Source organism: Aequorivita capsosiphonis DSM 23843 (assembly GCF_000429125.1).
Taxonomy (GTDB): domain Bacteria; phylum Bacteroidota; class Bacteroidia; order Flavobacteriales; family Flavobacteriaceae; genus Aequorivita; species Aequorivita capsosiphonis.
In genome coordinates, this window is record NZ_AUBG01000015.1 from 140,933 (window position 1) to 159,797 (window position 18,865).

Below are 18,865 nucleotides of genomic sequence, written 5' to 3' on the forward strand. Positions count from 1 at the left end.
TTACGAAAGTGCTTTTTTCGCTGTGGCTTTTGCTTTATCAATTTCAGAATCTGCATGAAGTTTCGCATTTTGTTTGCGAAGTGATTCTAACTTATCCTCCATTGCCAATAAAATATCATCTGCCTTATAACTTGCAGAGGACAGTGTGTCATTTAGTTTTTGATTAAAACTATAGCGCGCTTCTTGTGCTTTTTCGCTTAAAGTTTCAGTTGTTTCGCGAATTTGTTTGTTTAATTTCTTTTGAGCTTTCTTAGCTTCTTTGCTGAGTTTATCCCGCGTTTCAGAACCTTTTTCTGGTGCATAAAGAATTCCAAGACCTGCTCCAATTGCAGCTCCTGTTAGTAATGCGATAAGGGTTTGACCTGTATTTGATGCCATTATTTATTGTTTTAATTGTGTTAATAAAACCAAAGGTACGTAAGAGTCTCTCTGAGTCTTGTTAATAACCGGTTAATAGTTGTTTTTTAATCTATAAATTAATCCTAAAAAGACTGAAAATTAGCCAATTTCTCTTAAAAATAAAAACATAATGAACTTAAGGTGTTAATTAATCGGACAATTTTCCCCAAGAATCACGCAAAGGAACGGTGCGATTAAAAACTAATTTCTCAGAAGTAGTATCTGGATCAACAACAAAATATCCCAAGCGTTGAAACTGAAATTTATCTTCAGGTTTTGAATCTTTCACGCTTGGTTCGGCAAAACCAGTAATAATTTCTAAAGAGTCGGGATTTACAAATTCCATAAAATCTTTATCTTTAATGGTATCTGGTGATGCTTCCGTAAATAGACGATCGTATAATCGAACCTCCACAAGAAGTGCATGCGATGCGGAAACCCAGTGCAATGTTCCTTTCACTTTTCGTAAAGAAGCTTCTGAGCCACTTCCACTTTTACTATCTGGATCATACGTACAATGAATTTCAGTGATGTTTCCTTCAGCATCCTTTACCACGCTTTCCCCTTTAATTATATAGGCATTTTTTAGACGAACCTCTTTCCCGATAGTCAATCTAAAAAACTTCCGGTTTGCTTCTTCTTTAAAGTCATCTCTTTCAATCAACAATTCCTTTGAAAAAGGCACTTCTCTGTTTCCTGCACTTTCATCTTCCTGATTGTTTTCGGCATCAAGCCATTCGGTTTTTTCATCTGGATAATTGCTAATGATCAATTTCACCGGATCGAGAACCACCATGATTCGTGGGGCTTTCTTGTTTAAATCTTCACGAACGTTAAATTCCAAATGTGAGATATCAATCAAGTTTTCACGCTTTCCTACGCCAATGCTTTCCGCGAAGTTTTTAATGGATTCTGGGGTATAACCTCTTCTGCGAAGTCCAGAAATAGTAGACATGCGGGGGTCATCCCAACCAGTAACAACACCGGCCGCTACTAATTGAGCAAGTTTTCTTTTGCTGACAACTGTGTGACTTAAGTTTCTACGGGCAAATTCGCGTTGTTTAGGGCGTAATTTATCTTTATCGACCACTTGGTCCAAGAACCAATCGTAAAGCTCTCTATGGGGCAAGAATTCAAGTGTACAGAAAGAATGGGATACCTGCTCTATATAATCACTTTCACCATGCGTCCAATCATACATTGGGAAGATTTTCCAATCGGTACCAGTACGGTGATGGTGTTTGTTTAAGGTTCGATACATCACTGGATCACGCATCAACATATTTGGTGATTCCATATTGATCTTGGCTCGAAGTACGTGCTCTCCTTCCTTAGTTTCGCCATTCTTCATTTTTTCCAGCAAATCCAAGTTTTCTTCCACAGAACGAGCTCTAAACGGACTTGATTTTCCCGGAGTATTCGGAGTTCCCTTTTGCTCCGCAATCGCTTCTGAAGTTTGGGAATCTACGTAGGCTTTTCCATCCTTTATCATTTGCACGGCCCAATCATATAACTGCTGAAAATAATCGGAAGCATAACGTTCCTCTGACCATTTATAGCCCAACCAGGAAATATCCCTTTTAATGGCGTCTACAAATTCCTGTTCCTCTTTGGCGGGGTTTGTATCGTCAAAACGTAGGTTTACCGGTGCATTATATCTTTCGCCCAAACCAAAATTTAGACAAATTGAAGAGGCATGACCAATGTGAAGATAGCCGTTCGGTTCTGGTGGAAAACGAAAGCAAAGCTGATCCTTTTTATAATCGTTCTTGAGATCTTCCTCAATAATATGCTCAATAAAATTAAGCGGTGCAGCGTCGTTTGTCATAGATTTTAAATTTAAAGGCGTGTGCGTTCTATAAATAATACGTTTGATTTAAAGCATACAAAGGTAACCAAATAACATAAAAAAGTATCTTTGCAAAAACTATTTACATGGGTAGCATTCGCTTAAAAAACATAAAAATCTATGCCTTTCACGGGTGTTTAGTAGAGGAAGGTCAAATTGGCTCTGACTATTTGGTAAATTTAAAGGTAAAAGCCAATTTAAAAAATGCCTCTAAAACTGATGCACTTGTCGATACGGTGGATTATGTATTGCTTCAAAACATTGTTCGGCAAGAAATGGCAGTACGCGCCAAACTCTTGGAACACGTTGCTAAACGTATTATAGATTCCGTTTTGTTACAGGCTGAAATGGTGAATGAAGTGAAGGTTTCCGTAGCAAAAAAGAATCCACCCATTGGCGGCGATGTAGCTGAAGTGAGTGTAACTATGAAAGAGAAAAGGTAATTTGCATTATTAATATGTTTTCTTAGTTAAATTTTTTTACCTTTGCCACCCATAATAGGGTATCGTGGCCGAGTGGCTAGGCTCAGCTCTGCAAAAGCTGCTACAGCGGTTCGAATCCGCTCGATACCTCTAAAAACCTCAACTAATGTTGGGGTTTTTTTATTTAATATTAGTAGTTACAGTGGTTCCCCCAATCCCGAAGTGTCGGAACGGGGCGCTCGATGCCTCTAAAAAATGGATCAAGCCCAATTGTTATGTTTATGGAAAAATTGTGGTTAATATATAAAGGAAGAATTCTACATTTTTAACTCCTCTATTTTTCGTTCTAAAGTATGTGCTCCTGTTTATAAAAAAAAGAAGCGTTGGGGTTCGTCCTTTCGAATAGCCCAGTGCTTTAGCTCGGGGTTATTTGGGAAAATGGTTATTGGCTTTAGCCAAACTCCTTTCATCTTATAGTATCTCTGTTTGATAAGTTAGAGCGAGAATGTAGATAAAAACTCAAAGGTTTCCCATTCTTCGTATGAAGCTACGAAAAACCTCAACGAACGTTAGGGTTTTTTGTTTAATCAGGATAACAAAGCCTAGTTCCGTAAGATGAGAACGTAAATAGATACATTAGAATACGGGAAGTCTTCAACTCTGAAGGGATCCGAAGCCTTTCCAGAATTTTACTAAATAAGAAAAATTAAAGTGGTTCTTCAACCGGCGGTATTGGTCTCTCTACTGGATGTTTTTGTCCTGGAATTTTTTCAAGCCCAGCCTCCATTCCTTTTGGGAAAACTCCTTGAATAAGCAAGAATACTCCGAATCCTAATATTAAAATACTTACCCACTTTTTAGTTTTAAAGATAACCCGAGGAGTCATCTTATTTTTCAATCTTTTCGCTAAAAGCATTTTTAAAAGGTCGGTGGTAAAGAAAGTAGCCAAGACGGTAATAATAAAAAGAATCACTCCATTTTCTGAAGTAGTAAGTGCGTTAGCCATTATTAATACACCTATCCAACCCGCCAAGACACCGAAGTTTACAAAATTTAAAAGAAAGCCTTTTAAAAATAATCCGCCAAGATTTTTTTTCACCTTTACAGCATAGTGCTCCCGGACTATTTTAAAAATAGATTTGTTGGTACGGATATATGAAATGATTCCATAAGCTATAAGAATAGCACCACCAAAAATAAGTAAACCAGGGTCGTGCTTTACTTTTTCAAGTATTCTACTGGTACTAAAAAAAGCAATTAAAATAAAGATGATGTCTGCAACGAGGGCTCCTAAATCAAAAAATATTGCGGCTTTAATTCCTTTGGTTATAGCTGTCTCAATCAGTGTGAAAAACACTGGACCGACGGCAAATGCCAATAAAAATCCATAGAATGCTGCGAAGAGTAAACCGTCAAACATAGTAAGGTAAAAGTACAAAGTTTTTAAAGATATTAGCTTTGTACGGTCGAGTTTAAAAAAATATAAAATTCCTTATCGCACACGAATTGCTTTCCCATAATCAACGCTAAACCTTTATAAATTATCAGAAAAGATATTAGAAAGTCATTGTACTTCTACTCTCCATCCTTCTTGTGACCAAGCATGGTAAAATCTAAGTGTTTCTTTACTAAATCGGCATTCTTTACTTTTACATAAACTTCATCACCAAGTCGGTAAACGTTGTTGGTGCGTTGCCCAATAACGGCATATTCATCTCTATCAAATTCATAGCGATCATCTGGCATATCTTGTAAACGAACCATTCCTTCGCATTTATTCGAAATAATTTCTATGTAAATTCCCCATTCGGTAACTCCAGAAATTACACCTAAGAAATCCTCATCTTCATGGTCCTGCATATATTTCACTTGCATATATTTTATGCTATCCCGCTCTGCATTGGTAGAAAGGCTCTCCATATCGCTACTATGTGAACATTTTTCTTCATATTCTTCTTCATTAGCCGATTTTCCCTCATCTAAATACCGCTGAAGAAGACGGTGAACCATTATATCTGGATATCGACGAATGGGCGAGGTAAAGTGTGTGTAATAATCAAAAGCAAGTCCGTAATGACCGATATTATTTGTAGTGTACAATGCCTTGCTCATACTTCGGATGGCAAGCGTATCTATTAAATTTTGTTCCTTTTTACCTTGAACATCCTTTAAAAGCTTGTTCATGGAAGTTGCCGTGGAATGGCGGTCTTTCGTATTCAATTTATAACCAAAACGTTTGATTATATTTTCCAAAGCTGCAATCTTTTCATCATCTGGCTCGTCGTGAACACGATACACAAAAGTCTTTTTTGGTTGCATTTTTCCAACGAATTCTGCTACGCTTCTATTGGCTAAAAGCATAAATTCCTCAATCAATTTATTGGCATCTTTACTTTCTTTAAAATAAACACCTTCGGGATTGCTGTTTTCGTCCAAAATGAATTTTACTTCCACTTTGTCAAAGGAAATAGCACCAGCACGCATACGTTTTGTACGTAATTTCTTTGCTAGCGTATCCATTTCTAAAACAGCAGCAGCTATTTCGGGTTGTACAGAATATTCTTGATCCGTTATTGCAATGTCTGCAGGAATAGTATGAGTTTTCTCTGTAGGATTTTCTATAATATGTTGTGCTTCTTCATAAGCAAACCGCGCATCACTCAGTGTAACTGTTTTACCAAACCATTGCTTTACAACTTCCGATTTCTGATTCATTTCAAAAACCGCGGAAAAAGTATATTTCTCTTCATTAGGACGAAGGGAACATGCATTATTTGAAAGAATTTCTGGAAGCATGGGCACTACTCTATCCACCAAGTAAACCGAAGTTGCACGTTCATAAGCTTCGTCATCAAGCTCATTTCCAGGAGTTACATAATGCGAAACATCGGCAATATGAATTCCTATTTCAACATTTCCATTTTCCAATTTTTCAAAGGAAAGCGCATCATCAAAATCTTTTGCATCCTTTGGATCTATGGTAAAAGTCAAAACATCGCGCATATCACGACGTTTTTTTATTTCTGAAGCTTTTATGGAAGTATCAATTTTATTTGCATAATCTTCCACTTCCGGCGGAAATTCATACGGAAGACCATATTGTGCAAGGATGGAATGAATTTCGGTATTGTGTTCTCCAGGCATTCCGAGCACTTTAATAACACTTCCAAAAGGAGAATCAGCCTTTTCTGGCCAATCTTCCATGGCAACCAGTACTTTTTCACCGTTTTTTGCACCGTTTATTTTATTCTTCGGCACAAAAATATCTGTGTACATTTTATAATCGGTAACATCTACAAAAGCAAAATTTTCTTGCACTTGAATGGTTCCAACAAATTCGGTACGTTTTCGCTCAATAATTTTAGTTACTTCACCTTCTGATTGACCACCTTTTTTACGTTTAAAAACATAAACTTCAACAATATCACCGTTTAGGGCTTTGTTTAAGTTTTTGCTTTTTACGTAAATATCGTCCTCTAAATCCTCAACGATAATATAACCTTGGCCACGACCTGCTATATCAACTTTTCCGGTGTAATAGTTTTGTGAAGGCGTAAGTATATATTTCCCTCTGTCAATTTCCTGAATAGTTCCTTTGCCCTGAAGATCCTTTAATTTTTTTACTATTTGATTTCTACTGCTAGGATCGTCCAATTGAAGTTTTGCAGCAATTTGCTTAAAGTTATATGATTTCGAATGATCTTTCCGAAGAATTTCTAAAATGGTTTGGGAAAGATTTTGGATTTTATTATTCTTTTTTCTTTTATGTTTTGGCATAGTTTATTTTGTAATTATCGTAAAAGTACTATTTCTCAAGCAATAGCCTCTTTACATTAGCAAAGTTTTAGTACCTTAGTGAGGCTTCAAAATTTGTTTTAAAAAAGTATCTATGAATAATTTTAAGACCATTGCTATATTTCAATATCCGGCAGAATATGCAGTGTTAAAACTGTTATTCGAGCAAGAGGAAATTCGTTATTTTTTTCAAAATGAAACAATGATAAGCGTTTTTCCTTTCTATTCCAACGCTATTGGCGGTATTCGGCTTCAAGTTCATATTGACGATATTGAAAGCGCCGAAGAAATAATAAAAAATTTGGATCATCCTTCAAATTTAAAAATAGTTTAAGGAAATAGTGTCAGTCCTTCACTCGGGTCCGCCCGAGATCGCGAACTTTATCTAACTTGGGCTCAAAGTACTGCCACGAATTGCACTAATATACACTAATATTCATTCTTTCTTGAAAATGATGGCGCAAACAGGACGCTATAGATTTCACGAATGGAACAGACTTTCAATTTGTTTTAAAATTTTGAATATTTAGTCGACAGCTATTACAACCTTAGTCATTTCGTTCTAAATCTCTTTTTATAGTTGTCAACATATATTATATACATCATTTGTTTTTTTATAAATTTTAAAAGAAAAATGGTAATGATTATAGCGTGTTAATATGTACCATAACTTTTTGAAGTTTTGTTTTGAAATCAATTTGTTGCTACTTAATAAGAGGTTGTTAACATAAGATTAAGAATTAAACCGCTTGAAAATAAGGCTGTAGCCAAAGTAATCAACAACTGTGAACAACCTATCTTCACAACTTAAATTTGACAAGTATTTTCGGAATTCATGTTTGAAAACTGAAATTTTATAATGATAAGTAAGCTGTAAAAAGGGACTTAAATTTTTGTTTTTCTGAGATTATAAAACCTATTGTAAATTAAATCTAATCCTGCAAATTTACTTGTGGTATTTCTGCCAACAAATATCAACACTCTTATTAACTATAAAATCAACCTATCGTTAAGAAATGGTTATCAATTGATTTTCAGGTTTTAAAAACCTATTTGCTGATGTTGATAGAAATGCGTGAAAGAAAATAATTGTTTTATTGAATTTTATTCATTAATGGCGAAGTCTTAAAATTTCTGGCTTCTAAATTATTATCTTTGAAAAAAAATTATCCCTTTAAAAGTCCCTAAAGAATAATAAATCCATTGAAGGTGTATATTAGGGTATTCCCTGCCCGACCGGCAGGCGGGCACCTTCCTAATTTGTAAAATTTAATATAAAGATGAAAATATCCATCGGCAACGACCACGCAGGTACAGACTATAAATTTGAAATTGTTTCCTTTTTGGAAAAAGAGGGGCATACCGTTTTTAATAACGGAACCGATTCCGAAACAAGTGTAGATTATCCAGATTTTGTGCATCCTGTGGCCAAGGATGTTGAAAAAGGTAAAGTAGATTTTGGAATTATAATCTGTGGTAGCGGTAACGGCGCCAATATGACTGCCAATAAACATCAAAAAGTTCGTTCTGCACTCTGCTGGACTAAAGAAATAGCTGCCTTAGCCCGGCAACATAACGATGCTAATATTTTGAGTATTCCCGCGCGTTTTACCAGCAAACCACAAGCGGTTGAAATGGTAAGGACTTTTCTTGAAACTCAATTTGAAGGGGGTCGCCACCAAAATAGAGTGGAAAAAATAGCGTGTTCATAAGTATCTAAGATGACGCATAGCCACGAAGAAAATCACACCCATTCCCATCCAGATTTGAAAGGAAGAAAGCTCCTGTTTTCTATCTTTTTAAATATAATTATTACGGTTGCCCAAGTAATTGGCGGCGTTGTTTCTGGAAGTCTGTCGTTGCTATCGGACGCACTGCATAATTTTAGTGATGTTCTTTCGCTTAGTGTTAGTTATGTTGCTGATAGATATTCAAAAAAAGATGCGTCCGTTACTAAAACTTTTGGATATAAACGTGCCGAAATAATTGCTGCATTTGTAAATTCTGCCACTTTGGTGGTTGTGGCAGTTTATCTTATTTATGAAGCTGCGCTTCGTTTTATGAACCCGAAGCCCATTGAAAGTAATTTAGTTATCTGGCTGGCTATTTTAGGAATTGTTGCCAATGGTTTTAGCGTTCTTCTTCTTTATAAGGAATCTAAAACCAATATGAATATGCGATCTGCATATTTCCATTTGTTTACAGATATGGCCGCTTCGGTTGCCGTTTTGATTGGTGGTTTATTGATGCTTTATTTTGAATGGTTTTGGGTGGATAGCTTATTGACAGTACTAATTGCTGTTTATTTATTGATTGTGGGCTACGATTTGCTAAAAAGCTCTTTTAAAGTGTTGATGCTTTTTACGCCAGACGAATTAAGTCTGGAAGAAGTTAGCGCCGTAATTAGTACATTTCCTGAAATAAAGAATGTGCACCATATGCATATTTGGCAACTGAACGAGCAGGAAACACACTTGGAGGCACATCTGGATTTTTATGAAGATGTAACTCTATCGGAATTTGATGCGGTGCTTATAAAGGTTGAGGAAGTACTTTATACCGATTTTGGAATTAACCACGTAACCATTCAACCCGAGCATCAAAAAGACGATCCTAAAGATATTATTGTTCAAGATTGATTTTAAAAAACCTATGGAAATTGAAGTTAAAAGTTTTGACGAATTAAGTAAAAAGGAATTGTATGAATTATTGAAACTTCGAAGTGAAGTTTTTATAGTAGAACAGGACTGTGTTTACAATGATATAGATGGAAAAGATGAACGCGCTCTGCACGTTTTAGGCCGGGAAGATGGAATATTAGTGGGGTATGCCCGATGTTTTCAAGCTGGAGATTATTTTAACGAAGCGGCCATAGGAAGAATTTTGGTGCGTGAAAACTACCGAAAGCTGGGTTATGGCCATCAAATTACAAAAGCATCAATTCAAGCGATAAAAACTAAATATAAAGCGGATAAAATAAAGATATCAGCTCAAACATATTTAGTTATTTTTTATGAGAGTCATGGGTTTAAAACGAAGGGCGATCGTTATCTGGAAGATGGAATCCCCCACATTGCCATGGTTAGAGCTTAAAACAAAATTATTTCATCGCATTTCACTTTAGGAGAGAAGTGCGATGAAATAATAATTTTCGTATTGTTTTAAAGATGTTTAGAATTTTCAGAAAATACGATATTGCTTAAGATAAATTAAAGCTTAATTAGGTTTTTCTCCAAATTAAGATCTTTCAGCATTTCGTCAGTAAACTTATAATGTCCACGACGTGTGATGATTTTAAAACGTTGGTTCCGCATTCTGGTCAACGTATCCAGAAATTGCCATTTTGATTTTAGCAAACGAGGTTTTTCTGACTTTAAACTGATTTCAAAATAGTGTTTTACACCTGCGCGATCTGCAACAATATCTGGTGTAATTACAACATCGCTATCTTTCTTATGATAGGATTTGGGAGTTTCATAACCTTCCACATCGGCCTGGATGTGTTCAAAACCCCTGTTCTCTAAATAGGCCAAAGATTCCATGAGAATCTCTTTATTTTCGTCTCTATCTGTTTTTACCATAGCTGCTAAACTACGAAAATATTGATAAACAAGCGGTTAACTTTATGTTAACTATTCTAATTATTTTTATAACGGATTGTTTTATTGTACGATAGTTTAAATTGAACCTGAATATTTTCTCAGGTGCGGATTGAAATATGCTAGAAGTATTTAATTATAATTTCTGAAGTAATTGGATAATAGCATTTTACTAACTAATGAACCTAGAAAATAACCATATCTCAAAAATTGCCTTCGAAATTTATTAATTTAGCTGAAAAACTTTACTTTAGTAGTTGAATATTAAACAATTGAAACCATGGGAACCTTACAATTTAATAACACGTTTTTTTCAAAAGTTACTTTTACGATTGTTTTTCTTTTGTTTGGTATAGGGAATATTCAAGCTCAAATGGGTTGTACCGATTCTCAAGCCAATAATTATGATCCCACGGCTACTCAAAATGATGGCAGTTGCACTTACGATCCTGTTAATGTTTCTACTACAAATACGTATCCTTTGGATGCTATTCTTTCTGAAACTTCTGGGCTTATCTATTGGGATGACAACCTGTGGACACAGAATGATAACAGCGATACTAATCTTTATGCGCTCAACCCTTCCGATGGAGCTATTTTGAACAGTATTTCTTTAGATCCTGAAATAAATAAGGATTGGGAAGAAATTTCGCAAGATGAAGATTATGTATATGTAGGTGATTTTGGAAACAACGTTAATGGAAACCGCACCGATTTAAGGATTTTAAGAGTAAGTAAATCTTCCATTGTAGCAGGAACACCACAAATTGATATTATAAATTTTGCCTATGAAGACCAAATAGATTTTACACCAACAGGAGCGAATAACACTGATTATGATTGTGAAGCTTTTATTATAGCAGATGAAGCTATCTTTCTTTTTACTAAGCAGTGGGTTAGTAATGAAACTAGGATTTATAAGCTGCCTAAAACGCCGGGAACATACCAAGCTGCATTACAGGATACCTATGCGATTAACGGGTTGGTAACAGGTGCTGTTTATAAAAAGAACGAACAACTTATCGCACTTTCTGGGTATAGTAACTTTTTGCAACCTTTTGTTTTTCTATTATATGATTACACAGAGGAAGACTTTTTTGGAGCCAATAAACGTAAACTGGAAATAAACCTACCTTTTCATCAGGTGGAGGGCATTACCACCGATGATGGTTTAAATTATTTTATAACCAACGAAAAATATACCGCTACAGGAACCACCCAGCAATTGCATACTTTAAACCTTACTGAATATTTGGAGGAATATCTTAATGTCATTGCTTTTGAAGAATCTGACCAGTTTAAAATATTCCCAAATCCCGCTACTTCAATTATTGAAATTAGGAGTAATATGAGTTCCTTTCCTATAACTTATACCATTGTAGATTCGGCCGCAAAAAAGGTGAAAGAAGGAACATTGAATGGCCAAAACTCAAGTATTGATATTTCGGAATTGTCCGTGGGCAATTATATTTTTCAACTTGGGAAAGAAACTATAAATTCCTTTAGGGTTATAAAGAGGTAATCTCAACTAAAATCTGCTGAGTTCAACCCATAATTGCAAACTGTTTATTTTTTAGTTCTTCAAGTGGGTTATTATACTTAAAAATCAAGAATTTTATTTCTATTATTCTCCTAAGAAAGTCCGATTGAATGTTCTTACTCTAAGTAGCTCCTGCTTGTGGATTATTAGATAGATCCAAACCGGCACGATAAAAATTAATGCTAATGCATATAATCCAAAACGGCTGTCTGAATTAATTAAATTTTTTGACCAAAACAATAAAACTATTACTGAACCAATTAAAAAGATGATTCCAGCCAGTAAATAAGTTGATTTTTATTCTTTGGCGTAAATTTTATTTATTTGAGTTATAGTAATTAAATGGTATTTTCCACATTTTACTTCTTTGGTTTTGCCATTTTTCATGGCTTAATCTACTCTAGTCGCTGCATCAGATTTAAAGCTATTCTTGTATCTACAGCTTGGACATTTAAGGTAGAGTCTCAAAGTTTAATTTTTAAATCCCCTATTCAAAGGAGGTCTCGATCCGATAGCTATCGGATGCGCTCGACCAGACATATGTTACTTCAAAATCTTCCTATACCTTCCTTCATCGTTCAACACAGCAACCGCTTCCATAATCTCTGGGTTGTGCTCAATTTGATAATTGTACAATCCTTCACGGTAGAAATAACGCTTTAAGATTTCATCTTTTAACAAGGACTCTATTTCCACCTTTTTGTCAACCACAGCTTTGTCTTTGGCTTTATTTATAGCAACCATAAGTTGGTTGTAACTCGTTGAAATTTCCTTGCTAATTTCATCATCTTCTGAAATTTTTAAACCTTCAGCAAATTTTTTCTCCGTTTCGGTTTCATATTCAAAATGGTTTTCTTTTAAGAACTTGAGAAAATTTTGAAAATCGTTTTCTCCGAAGTTGAAGTTTTTCCAATCTGTCATTTGATGGCTGTAATAATATTTTGTCGCATAGTCAAAAATGGCATTGTCTTTTAGCAAAGCAGTGGTAATGGGGCTGTAAACGGCAGATTCCAATTGTACATCTGGAAGAATTCCACCGCCGTCATAAACCGTTCTTCCGCCCTTGGTTTTATAAGCGTTGTATTCTTTTGCATCTTTCCGAATAGGATCTCCGTTTTCATCGCGATGCCAGTAATCTAAAGCTTGAATAGATCTGCCACTAGGCGTGTAATAACGAGAAATAGTAACTTTTAACTGGGTTCCATACGTCAATTTTTTTGGACGCTGTACCAGTCCTTTTCCGAAACTACGGGCACCTACAATCACTGCGCGATCTAAATCTTGAAGTCCGCCGGAGACAATTTCGCTGGCGGAAGCGCTTCTACCATTCACCAAAACCACTAAAGGAATTTCTGTATCTACGGGTTCCGCTTTGGTTTTATAAACTTGATTGTATTTTTCAATTACGGATTTTGTTGTGGTAATAACCTGCCCTTTTTCAACAAAAAGATTTACAATGCTAATAGCTTCATTCAAGAGACCACCAGGGTTTCCGCGTAAATCTAAAATAATTTTTTTCGCACCTTGAGATTTTAGGTCTATCAGGGCTGCTTTGGTTTCAAAGGTGGTTTTGCTGTTGAATCGGCTTAAAACAATATAACCGATATCGTTATTGATTAATTTATAAAATGGGACTGCTTTAAGTTCTACAGCGCCACGAGTGATTGTAGTAGTTGCTGTTTTTCCTTGTCTGATGTAGGTTACATCTACCTTGGAACCCGGCGATCCTTTTAATAAATCTCCTGCTTCGTCCTCTAAATCCGCTATTGTTACGGTGCCAATCTTTATGATTTCATCTCCTGCTTTTAGCCCTGCCTTATCTGCGGGATAATCTTTATAGGGCTCAACAATAATAATTTTGTCCTTTTTGTTTTGAGCTGTGGCGCCAATACCTGTATAAACCCCCGAATTATTGATTTTAGCGTCTTCTACTTGCTGTTCGTTCCAATAAACGGTATAAGGGTCCAAATCCTCCAACATTCCCTTAATCGCATTGTCCATAAGTGTAGCTGGCGTTACCTCGTCCACATAATTCATGTTTAATTCCTTGAAAAGCGTGGTAAAGATTTCAATTTGTTTTGCAATTTCGAAGAAATCACTTTTAAAACTTACCGTGGTAAAAAAGATACCTATGGCAACGATGGGAATTAGAATTCTTTTTTTCATCATTTTTAAAATTTATGTTTCCTGCAGGAATTATTTCGTAGAACTTTTCTGGTTTCTATTCTTCAGAAAGATACGAAGAAACAAAACTATAATTATTGAAACGGGATATTGTAGCTAAAGGTATAAAATACTGAAGAAAAACATAGTACTCACTGTAAATTGCCTCCTAATTTTTTGAGGAGATTTTCCATCGCTTTTTCCAAAGTGAAATATTGCGGTTTTACTTTTCCTAAATAAAGGAAAAGCATCACGTATTTCTTGTCGTTAATTTCTTCGAATAAATGTTTGTTTAGCCGATATACCTCACGAAGTTGACGTTTTACGCGGTTTCGGTCCACAGCCGATTTAAAATTGCGTTTTGGTACGGCGAATGCTGCAAGATTGGTTTCAAGATTTTCGCGCTTTGTCGGCAGGCACGGCTTCGGAAGAAAAAAGACTTTTATAGGATATTTAGAATAGGTTTTGCCTTCCAAAAACAAAGATTCTATTGTCTTGGCGCTTTTGAGTTTTTCGGTCTTGGGAAATTTTTGATTCACAATGTAAATATATAAAAGAAAGACCTAACAGGTTCAATTGCTTCAAGTCTCGCAATGACCCCTGTTAGGTCTAGATAAGGTTTCCAATTCGCCCTTTGGGCTTGCCTGCCGGATGAAGGGGTTAGCGGGCTTCCTCCTCCCACAAATTATTTTCAGGGTTTATGTCTGCCATTCTTTGAGTGGCATCAATCATCATATTTTTAACTTTTTTCCCGTTTTTAATTTCAAAAGTGTAGGTTGGAAATGCCCAAGGCCAATCTTCCAAAACAGTGCGATTTAATTCCGTAAACGGATTTGGCTTTTCGCCCCACATCATTCTCAATGGAATGTAAAACAGTTCCTGCGAACCGTCTTCATAAGTTACGTAAAGATCTATAGGCATTGGCATTAAACCAACTCTTTCTAGAGTTACTTTTGTACTTTCTCCTTCGTTTTCAACCGTTTTTATTCCATAGTCAATGGTGTTTGTTGTCTTGGTCCAATCGGTTAAATACCAATCGAGTTCAAAACCTGAAACTTTTTCCGCAGTGCGAATAAAATCATTAGGAGTTGGATGCTTAAATTTAAAATCGTTAAAGTAGCGTTTTAAGGTTTTGGACAGGTTTTCTGGGCCAATAATGTATCCCAATTGCACTAAAAATACGGCACCTTTACTGTATGCATTTACTCCATATGCTCTATTTGTAGCATATCTATCTGCGTGTGTGGTGGTTGGCTGTTCCTCTCCACTATTCGCCATAAAATAGTAGCTTCTGTAAGAGCCAGCATGTGGATTCGGTTTATCTTGCTTCATAACATAATTCATCGCCTCACTTGAAATGTAGCTAGTAAAGCCTTCATCCATCCATTCGTGCTTCAGCTCATTGGTCGCCAAAACAAATTGGAACCAAGAGTGTGCAAGCTCGTGGGCAGTTACACCTACCAAACTTCCGAATTCGCGTTCACCAGTTATCATGGTGCACATTCCATATTCCATTCCGCCGTCGCCACCTTGAATTACTGAGTATTGTTCATACGGGTATGGACCTACATTGTCATTGAAAAACTGCATTAACTCCGCAGTTTTAGGCTGTAGGTTTTTCCAGTTTTCAGCTATTTCAGGATCATTTTTATAAAAGAAATGTAGCGTAACTCCATTGGGTCCAGGATATGTATCGTGAATATATTCATTATCTGCAGCCCAAGCAAAATCGTGCACATCTGGTGCTAAAAAGTGCCAAGTGTATTTTCCTTTAACTGGGTGCATGGGTTTCTGCCCAGGATGGGTATAACCGTGACCAACAGCTGCTGGATTTTGTAGGTAACCCGTTCCTCCAATAGTATAGGCTTCATCAATGGTTATAGTAACGTCATAATTACCCCAAACACTGTAAAACTCACGACCAATGTAAGGATCGGCGTGCCAACCTTCAAAGTCATATTCTGCGATTTTAGGATACCATTGCGTCATTGTTAAGGCAACTCCTCCTTCACTATTTCTTCCCGAACGACGGATTTGTACAGGAACTTGTCCATCCCAATCCATTTTGAAAACGGTACTCTCACCAGGAAGAATTGGCTTGTTCAGCATAACTTCCATCACTGTACCTTTAATTTTATACTTAGCAGTGGCACCATCTTGAGTAAAAATGGTGGGTTTAACATAGCCTATTTCCGAAGGAGTCAACTTTGAAATTCTATCGCCAACGCGACTATCCGGATCTTTTATGGTTCTAGACCGAACGTCCATTTCGCTTCCCGGTTGAAAAGCGTTAAAATAAAGGTGATAGAAAACCTTGTTTAAGGTATCAGGAGAATTGTTTGTGTACTTCAACTCCTGTTTTCCCTCGTATTGAAAGGTTTTCACATCCATCTGGACGTCCATTTTATAATCAACTTCTTGCTGCCAATAACTTGTGTTATTTTGGCCAAAAGCTGAAACAAAAACAGCTAGAAAAAAGAAAGGACTTAAAAATTTATTCATTATTTAGACATTTTATCGGCCATAATTAGGGCATTATACATATTTACCATTTTTCCTGATTTTGAAATACTTGAAAATGGTTTGGTGTTAGATGGATCATTTCCTAACACTACATCCATATCTGTTGTAATTCCACTATCCAGAATGATTTGCTTTACTTGTTTTGCGGAAAGCTTTGGATAATAAGAACGAATCATTGCAGCTACGCCAGCAACTTCAGGTGAAGCCATGGAAGTACCTTGTAAATATTCATACGTGTTTAAAGGAGTTGTTGACCAAATTTTTACACCTGGAGCAAAAACATCAACATTGGTTTTTCCATAGTTAGAAAAGCCAGCAACTAAATCACTTCCATAAACATAATTAAGAGCTCCAACAGTTAAAAATGAATCTGCCATTTCGGTACCATTATCAATCTGATCATTTGGATATATATTTACCGTGTCCAGATCCAAACCGTCATTTCCGGCGGCATTCACGATTAAAACATCTTTTGACGCAGCATATTTTAAGGCATCATAAACCCAATCTGCGTGCGGAGAATAGTATTTTCCAAAGCTGGTATTAAGCACTTTGGCGCCATTATCTACGGCATAACGGATTGCCAAAGCAATATCCTTATCATACTCATCGCCATCAGGAACGGCACGCACAGCCATAATTTGTACATTTCTTGCCACCCCTTCCATACCAATATCGTTGTTACGTTGTGCAGCTATTATTCCAGCCACGTGGGTGCCGTGTTTTACGTTTTCTTTGGTTGGATCTGGTCCTGAAACATTGTTATCTCCATAAACATTGTCCGCAAGGTCATCTGGATTATCACCTAAAACGCCACGGAAATCCTTGGTCATATTGAAATTATCCTCAAGTCTTCCATTAAAATATTTTAAACCACCCTCAAGTTCTTTTATCATTTCTGGCATAGAATCAGCATAACTGAGCATTTGGTCCAGCATGGCAATTTGTTGTTGCTCTTCCGGAGAAGGGGTTTTAATACCATTAAGATCTTCCTTGGTGTAATTTTCTTTTCCAAGTTTTTTAGCCATAGCTTCATGGACTGGCTTTAATTGGGAAAGCATTTGTTCGTAACGGCTTTTATTTCGCGTTATTTCACCTACTTCCTTTTCATATTCGGCTTTTGCTTTTTCATACAGCGCAAAATCCTTTCTATCTGCAGCGCTAATTGAAGACTCGCTTTTTCCTTCAAATTTAGGGCCGAACTTTCTCATATAACGCACATACTCCATGTTTTCACCAATAATGTCACCAATGAAATTCCATCCGTGAACATCATCAATAAAACCATTATTGTCATCATCTATCCCATTTCCTGCAATCTCTCCAGGATTGGTCCATAATACATTTTTTAGATCTTCGTGTTCAATATCAACGCCACTGTCTATAACGCCAACAATTACCGTTTCTCCTTTTCGGTTTTTAATGATCTCTCTATACGCTCTGTCAACACTCATTCCAGGAACGGTATCTTGAACAAGATCCATTGCCGGCCAATGTTTCAATTGAGCATCAGTTAGTGGTGCATTTTTTATAGGGTTAGCGTCTATGTTCTGGATTGGAGTAGCGACAATTGCGGCTCCACTTCCACAGCTTGCCATCACAACTGCCATAGCAACTGCGAAAAAGGCGATCTTAAAGGTTTTCATTGTTTAAAATATATTAATTAAAAAATTCATTGAGTGATAAGGTTTCATCAAGTCGAACCCCTTTATCAGTATTTTTAACAGTAATTATCGGATTGTGTGCATCGTGTTCTAAGATTAGGTAATAGCCTTTTTCAGCTGCCATCTTAAGAAATTTTTCCTTTTCGGGAAGTGTTAATAAGGGACGCGTGTCATAGCCCATAACAAATGGAAGTGGTAAATGACCAGCCGTTGGTAACAAATCAGCCACAAAAACCAAGGTTTTTCCTTTGTAATTTATATGCGGAATCATTTGTTTATCGGTGTGTCCATCTACATATAGAATTCCAAAATCAAGCTCATTCGCTTCCGAAAAGTCTGATGTAGGTTGCGTTACAAATTTTAATTGCCCGCTTTCCTGCATCGGAAGGATATTTTCTTTTAAGAACGAAGCTTGTTCTCTTCTGTTTGGCTCGGTTGCCCATTGCCAATGGTCTTTATTGCTCCAGTAAATTGCGTTTTTAAAAGCAGGTTCATAACCAGTGCGGTCCTTGTTCCACTGAACGCCCCCTCCACAATGGTCAAAATGGAGATGTGTCATAAAAACATCGGTAATATCATCACGATGAAAGCCGTGTTTTTTTAAGGAATCGTCTAAATTGTAGTCACCCCAACGATGATAGTATCCAAAGAATTTTTCGCTTTGCTTGTTTCCCATTCCTGTATCAATCAAAGTGAGTCGATCGCTATTTTCAATGAGGAGACATCGCGCGGCGATATCAATCATATTATTTTCATCCGCGGGATTGGTTCTGGTCCATAGCGTTTTTGGAACAACGCCGAACATCGCTCCGCCGTCTAGTTTAAAATTGCCAGCTTCAATAGGGTATAGTTGCATAATTTGAAGAAATAACTTGCAAATTAACAAAAGCCTTACACACCAAACCCTCTAG

General features: G+C 36.5%; 16 protein-coding genes and 1 tRNA gene. 7 read left to right on the forward strand and 10 right to left on the reverse strand.

Annotated features, from left to right (window positions below):
• Both G440_RS0113760 and G440_RS0113765 read right to left on the reverse strand, forming a co-directional pair.
• Positions 1 to 378, reverse strand: coding sequence for a YtxH domain-containing protein (locus G440_RS0113760; RefSeq protein WP_026451840.1), 378 nt, complete (start codon positions 376 to 378; stop codon positions 1 to 3).
• A gap of 169 nt (positions 379 to 547) precedes the next feature.
• Positions 548 to 2,227, reverse strand: coding sequence for a glutamine--tRNA ligase/YqeY domain fusion protein (locus tag G440_RS0113765; RefSeq protein WP_026451841.1), 1,680 nt, complete (start codon positions 2,225 to 2,227; stop codon positions 548 to 550).
• 107 nt (positions 2,228 to 2,334) lie between these two features.
• Between G440_RS0113765 and folB the strand changes: the two genes are divergently transcribed.
• Both folB and G440_RS0113775 read left to right on the forward strand, forming a co-directional pair.
• Positions 2,335 to 2,691 (forward strand): dihydroneopterin aldolase, encoded by a 357-nt coding sequence (gene folB, locus G440_RS0113770; protein WP_026451842.1) that lies wholly within the window; start codon positions 2,335 to 2,337, stop codon positions 2,689 to 2,691.
• Between the two features lie 58 nt (positions 2,692 to 2,749).
• A tRNA-Cys gene (locus G440_RS0113775) sits at positions 2,750 to 2,820 on the forward strand.
• Positions 2,821 to 3,376: 556 nt separating this feature from the next.
• Here G440_RS0113775 and G440_RS0113780 read toward each other — a convergent pair.
• Both G440_RS0113780 and rnr read right to left on the reverse strand, forming a co-directional pair.
• Positions 3,377 to 4,108, reverse strand: coding sequence for a LysE family translocator (locus G440_RS0113780; RefSeq protein WP_342663970.1), 732 nt, complete (start codon positions 4,106 to 4,108; stop codon positions 3,377 to 3,379).
• Between the two features lie 137 nt (positions 4,109 to 4,245).
• Positions 4,246 to 6,447 (reverse strand): ribonuclease R, encoded by a 2,202-nt coding sequence (gene rnr, locus G440_RS0113785; RefSeq protein WP_026451844.1) that lies wholly within the window; start codon positions 6,445 to 6,447, stop codon positions 4,246 to 4,248.
• Positions 6,448 to 6,559: 112 nt separating this feature from the next.
• Here rnr and G440_RS0113790 point away from each other — a divergent pair, with 112 nt between their 5' ends.
• The 4 genes from G440_RS0113790 to G440_RS0113805 all read left to right on the forward strand — a co-directional run bounded on the left by G440_RS0113790 (position 6,560) and on the right by G440_RS0113805 (position 9,558).
• A complete protein-coding gene (locus tag G440_RS0113790; protein WP_026451845.1) occupies positions 6,560 to 6,799 on the forward strand; it encodes a DUF2007 domain-containing protein in 240 nt (79 codons plus the stop codon).
• A gap of 946 nt (positions 6,800 to 7,745) precedes the next feature.
• Positions 7,746 to 8,177 (forward strand): ribose 5-phosphate isomerase B, encoded by a 432-nt coding sequence (rpiB, locus tag G440_RS0113795; RefSeq protein ID WP_026451846.1) that lies wholly within the window; start codon positions 7,746 to 7,748, stop codon positions 8,175 to 8,177.
• A 9-nt stretch (positions 8,178 to 8,186) separates the two neighbouring features.
• Positions 8,187 to 9,104, forward strand: a complete 918-nt coding sequence (locus tag G440_RS0113800; protein ID WP_026451847.1) for a cation diffusion facilitator family transporter — start codon at positions 8,187 to 8,189, stop codon at positions 9,102 to 9,104.
• A gap of 13 nt (positions 9,105 to 9,117) precedes the next feature.
• On the forward strand, positions 9,118 to 9,558 hold the full coding sequence (locus G440_RS0113805; RefSeq protein WP_026451848.1) for a GNAT family N-acetyltransferase: 441 nt from the start codon (positions 9,118 to 9,120) through the stop codon (positions 9,556 to 9,558).
• A gap of 116 nt (positions 9,559 to 9,674) precedes the next feature.
• On the opposite strand, the gene G440_RS0113810 is transcribed toward G440_RS0113805, so the two are convergent.
• Complete coding sequence (locus G440_RS0113810) at positions 9,675 to 10,046, reverse strand: hypothetical protein (protein ID WP_026451849.1); 372 nt, start codon at positions 10,044 to 10,046, stop codon at positions 9,675 to 9,677.
• 298 nt (positions 10,047 to 10,344) lie between these two features.
• Here G440_RS0113810 and G440_RS0113815 point away from each other — a divergent pair, with 298 nt between their 5' ends.
• On the forward strand, positions 10,345 to 11,586 hold the full coding sequence (locus G440_RS0113815; protein ID WP_051285383.1) for a T9SS type A sorting domain-containing protein: 1,242 nt from the start codon (positions 10,345 to 10,347) through the stop codon (positions 11,584 to 11,586).
• A gap of 561 nt (positions 11,587 to 12,147) precedes the next feature.
• On the opposite strand, the gene G440_RS0113825 is transcribed toward G440_RS0113815, so the two are convergent.
• The 5 genes from G440_RS0113825 to G440_RS0113845 all read right to left on the reverse strand — a co-directional run bounded on the left by G440_RS0113825 (position 12,148) and on the right by G440_RS0113845 (position 18,810).
• Positions 12,148 to 13,770 (reverse strand): S41 family peptidase, encoded by a 1,623-nt coding sequence (locus G440_RS0113825; protein ID WP_026451851.1) that lies wholly within the window; start codon positions 13,768 to 13,770, stop codon positions 12,148 to 12,150.
• A gap of 149 nt (positions 13,771 to 13,919) precedes the next feature.
• Positions 13,920 to 14,306 (reverse strand): ribonuclease P protein component, encoded by a 387-nt coding sequence (rnpA, locus tag G440_RS0113830; protein WP_026451852.1) that lies wholly within the window; start codon positions 14,304 to 14,306, stop codon positions 13,920 to 13,922.
• A gap of 121 nt (positions 14,307 to 14,427) precedes the next feature.
• A complete protein-coding gene (locus G440_RS0113835) occupies positions 14,428 to 16,269 on the reverse strand; it encodes a M1 family metallopeptidase (protein ID WP_026451853.1) in 1,842 nt (613 codons plus the stop codon).
• Positions 16,269 to 17,936 (reverse strand): S8 family peptidase, encoded by a 1,668-nt coding sequence (locus G440_RS0113840; RefSeq protein WP_026451854.1) that lies wholly within the window; start codon positions 17,934 to 17,936, stop codon positions 16,269 to 16,271. The genes G440_RS0113835 and G440_RS0113840 overlap by 1 nt, the downstream gene beginning before the upstream one ends.
• A 13-nt stretch (positions 17,937 to 17,949) precedes the next feature.
• Entirely contained in the window at positions 17,950 to 18,810 is an 861-nt protein-coding gene (locus G440_RS0113845) for an MBL fold metallo-hydrolase (RefSeq protein ID WP_026451855.1), read from the reverse strand.
• Between the last annotated feature and the right edge of the window lie 55 nt (positions 18,811 to 18,865).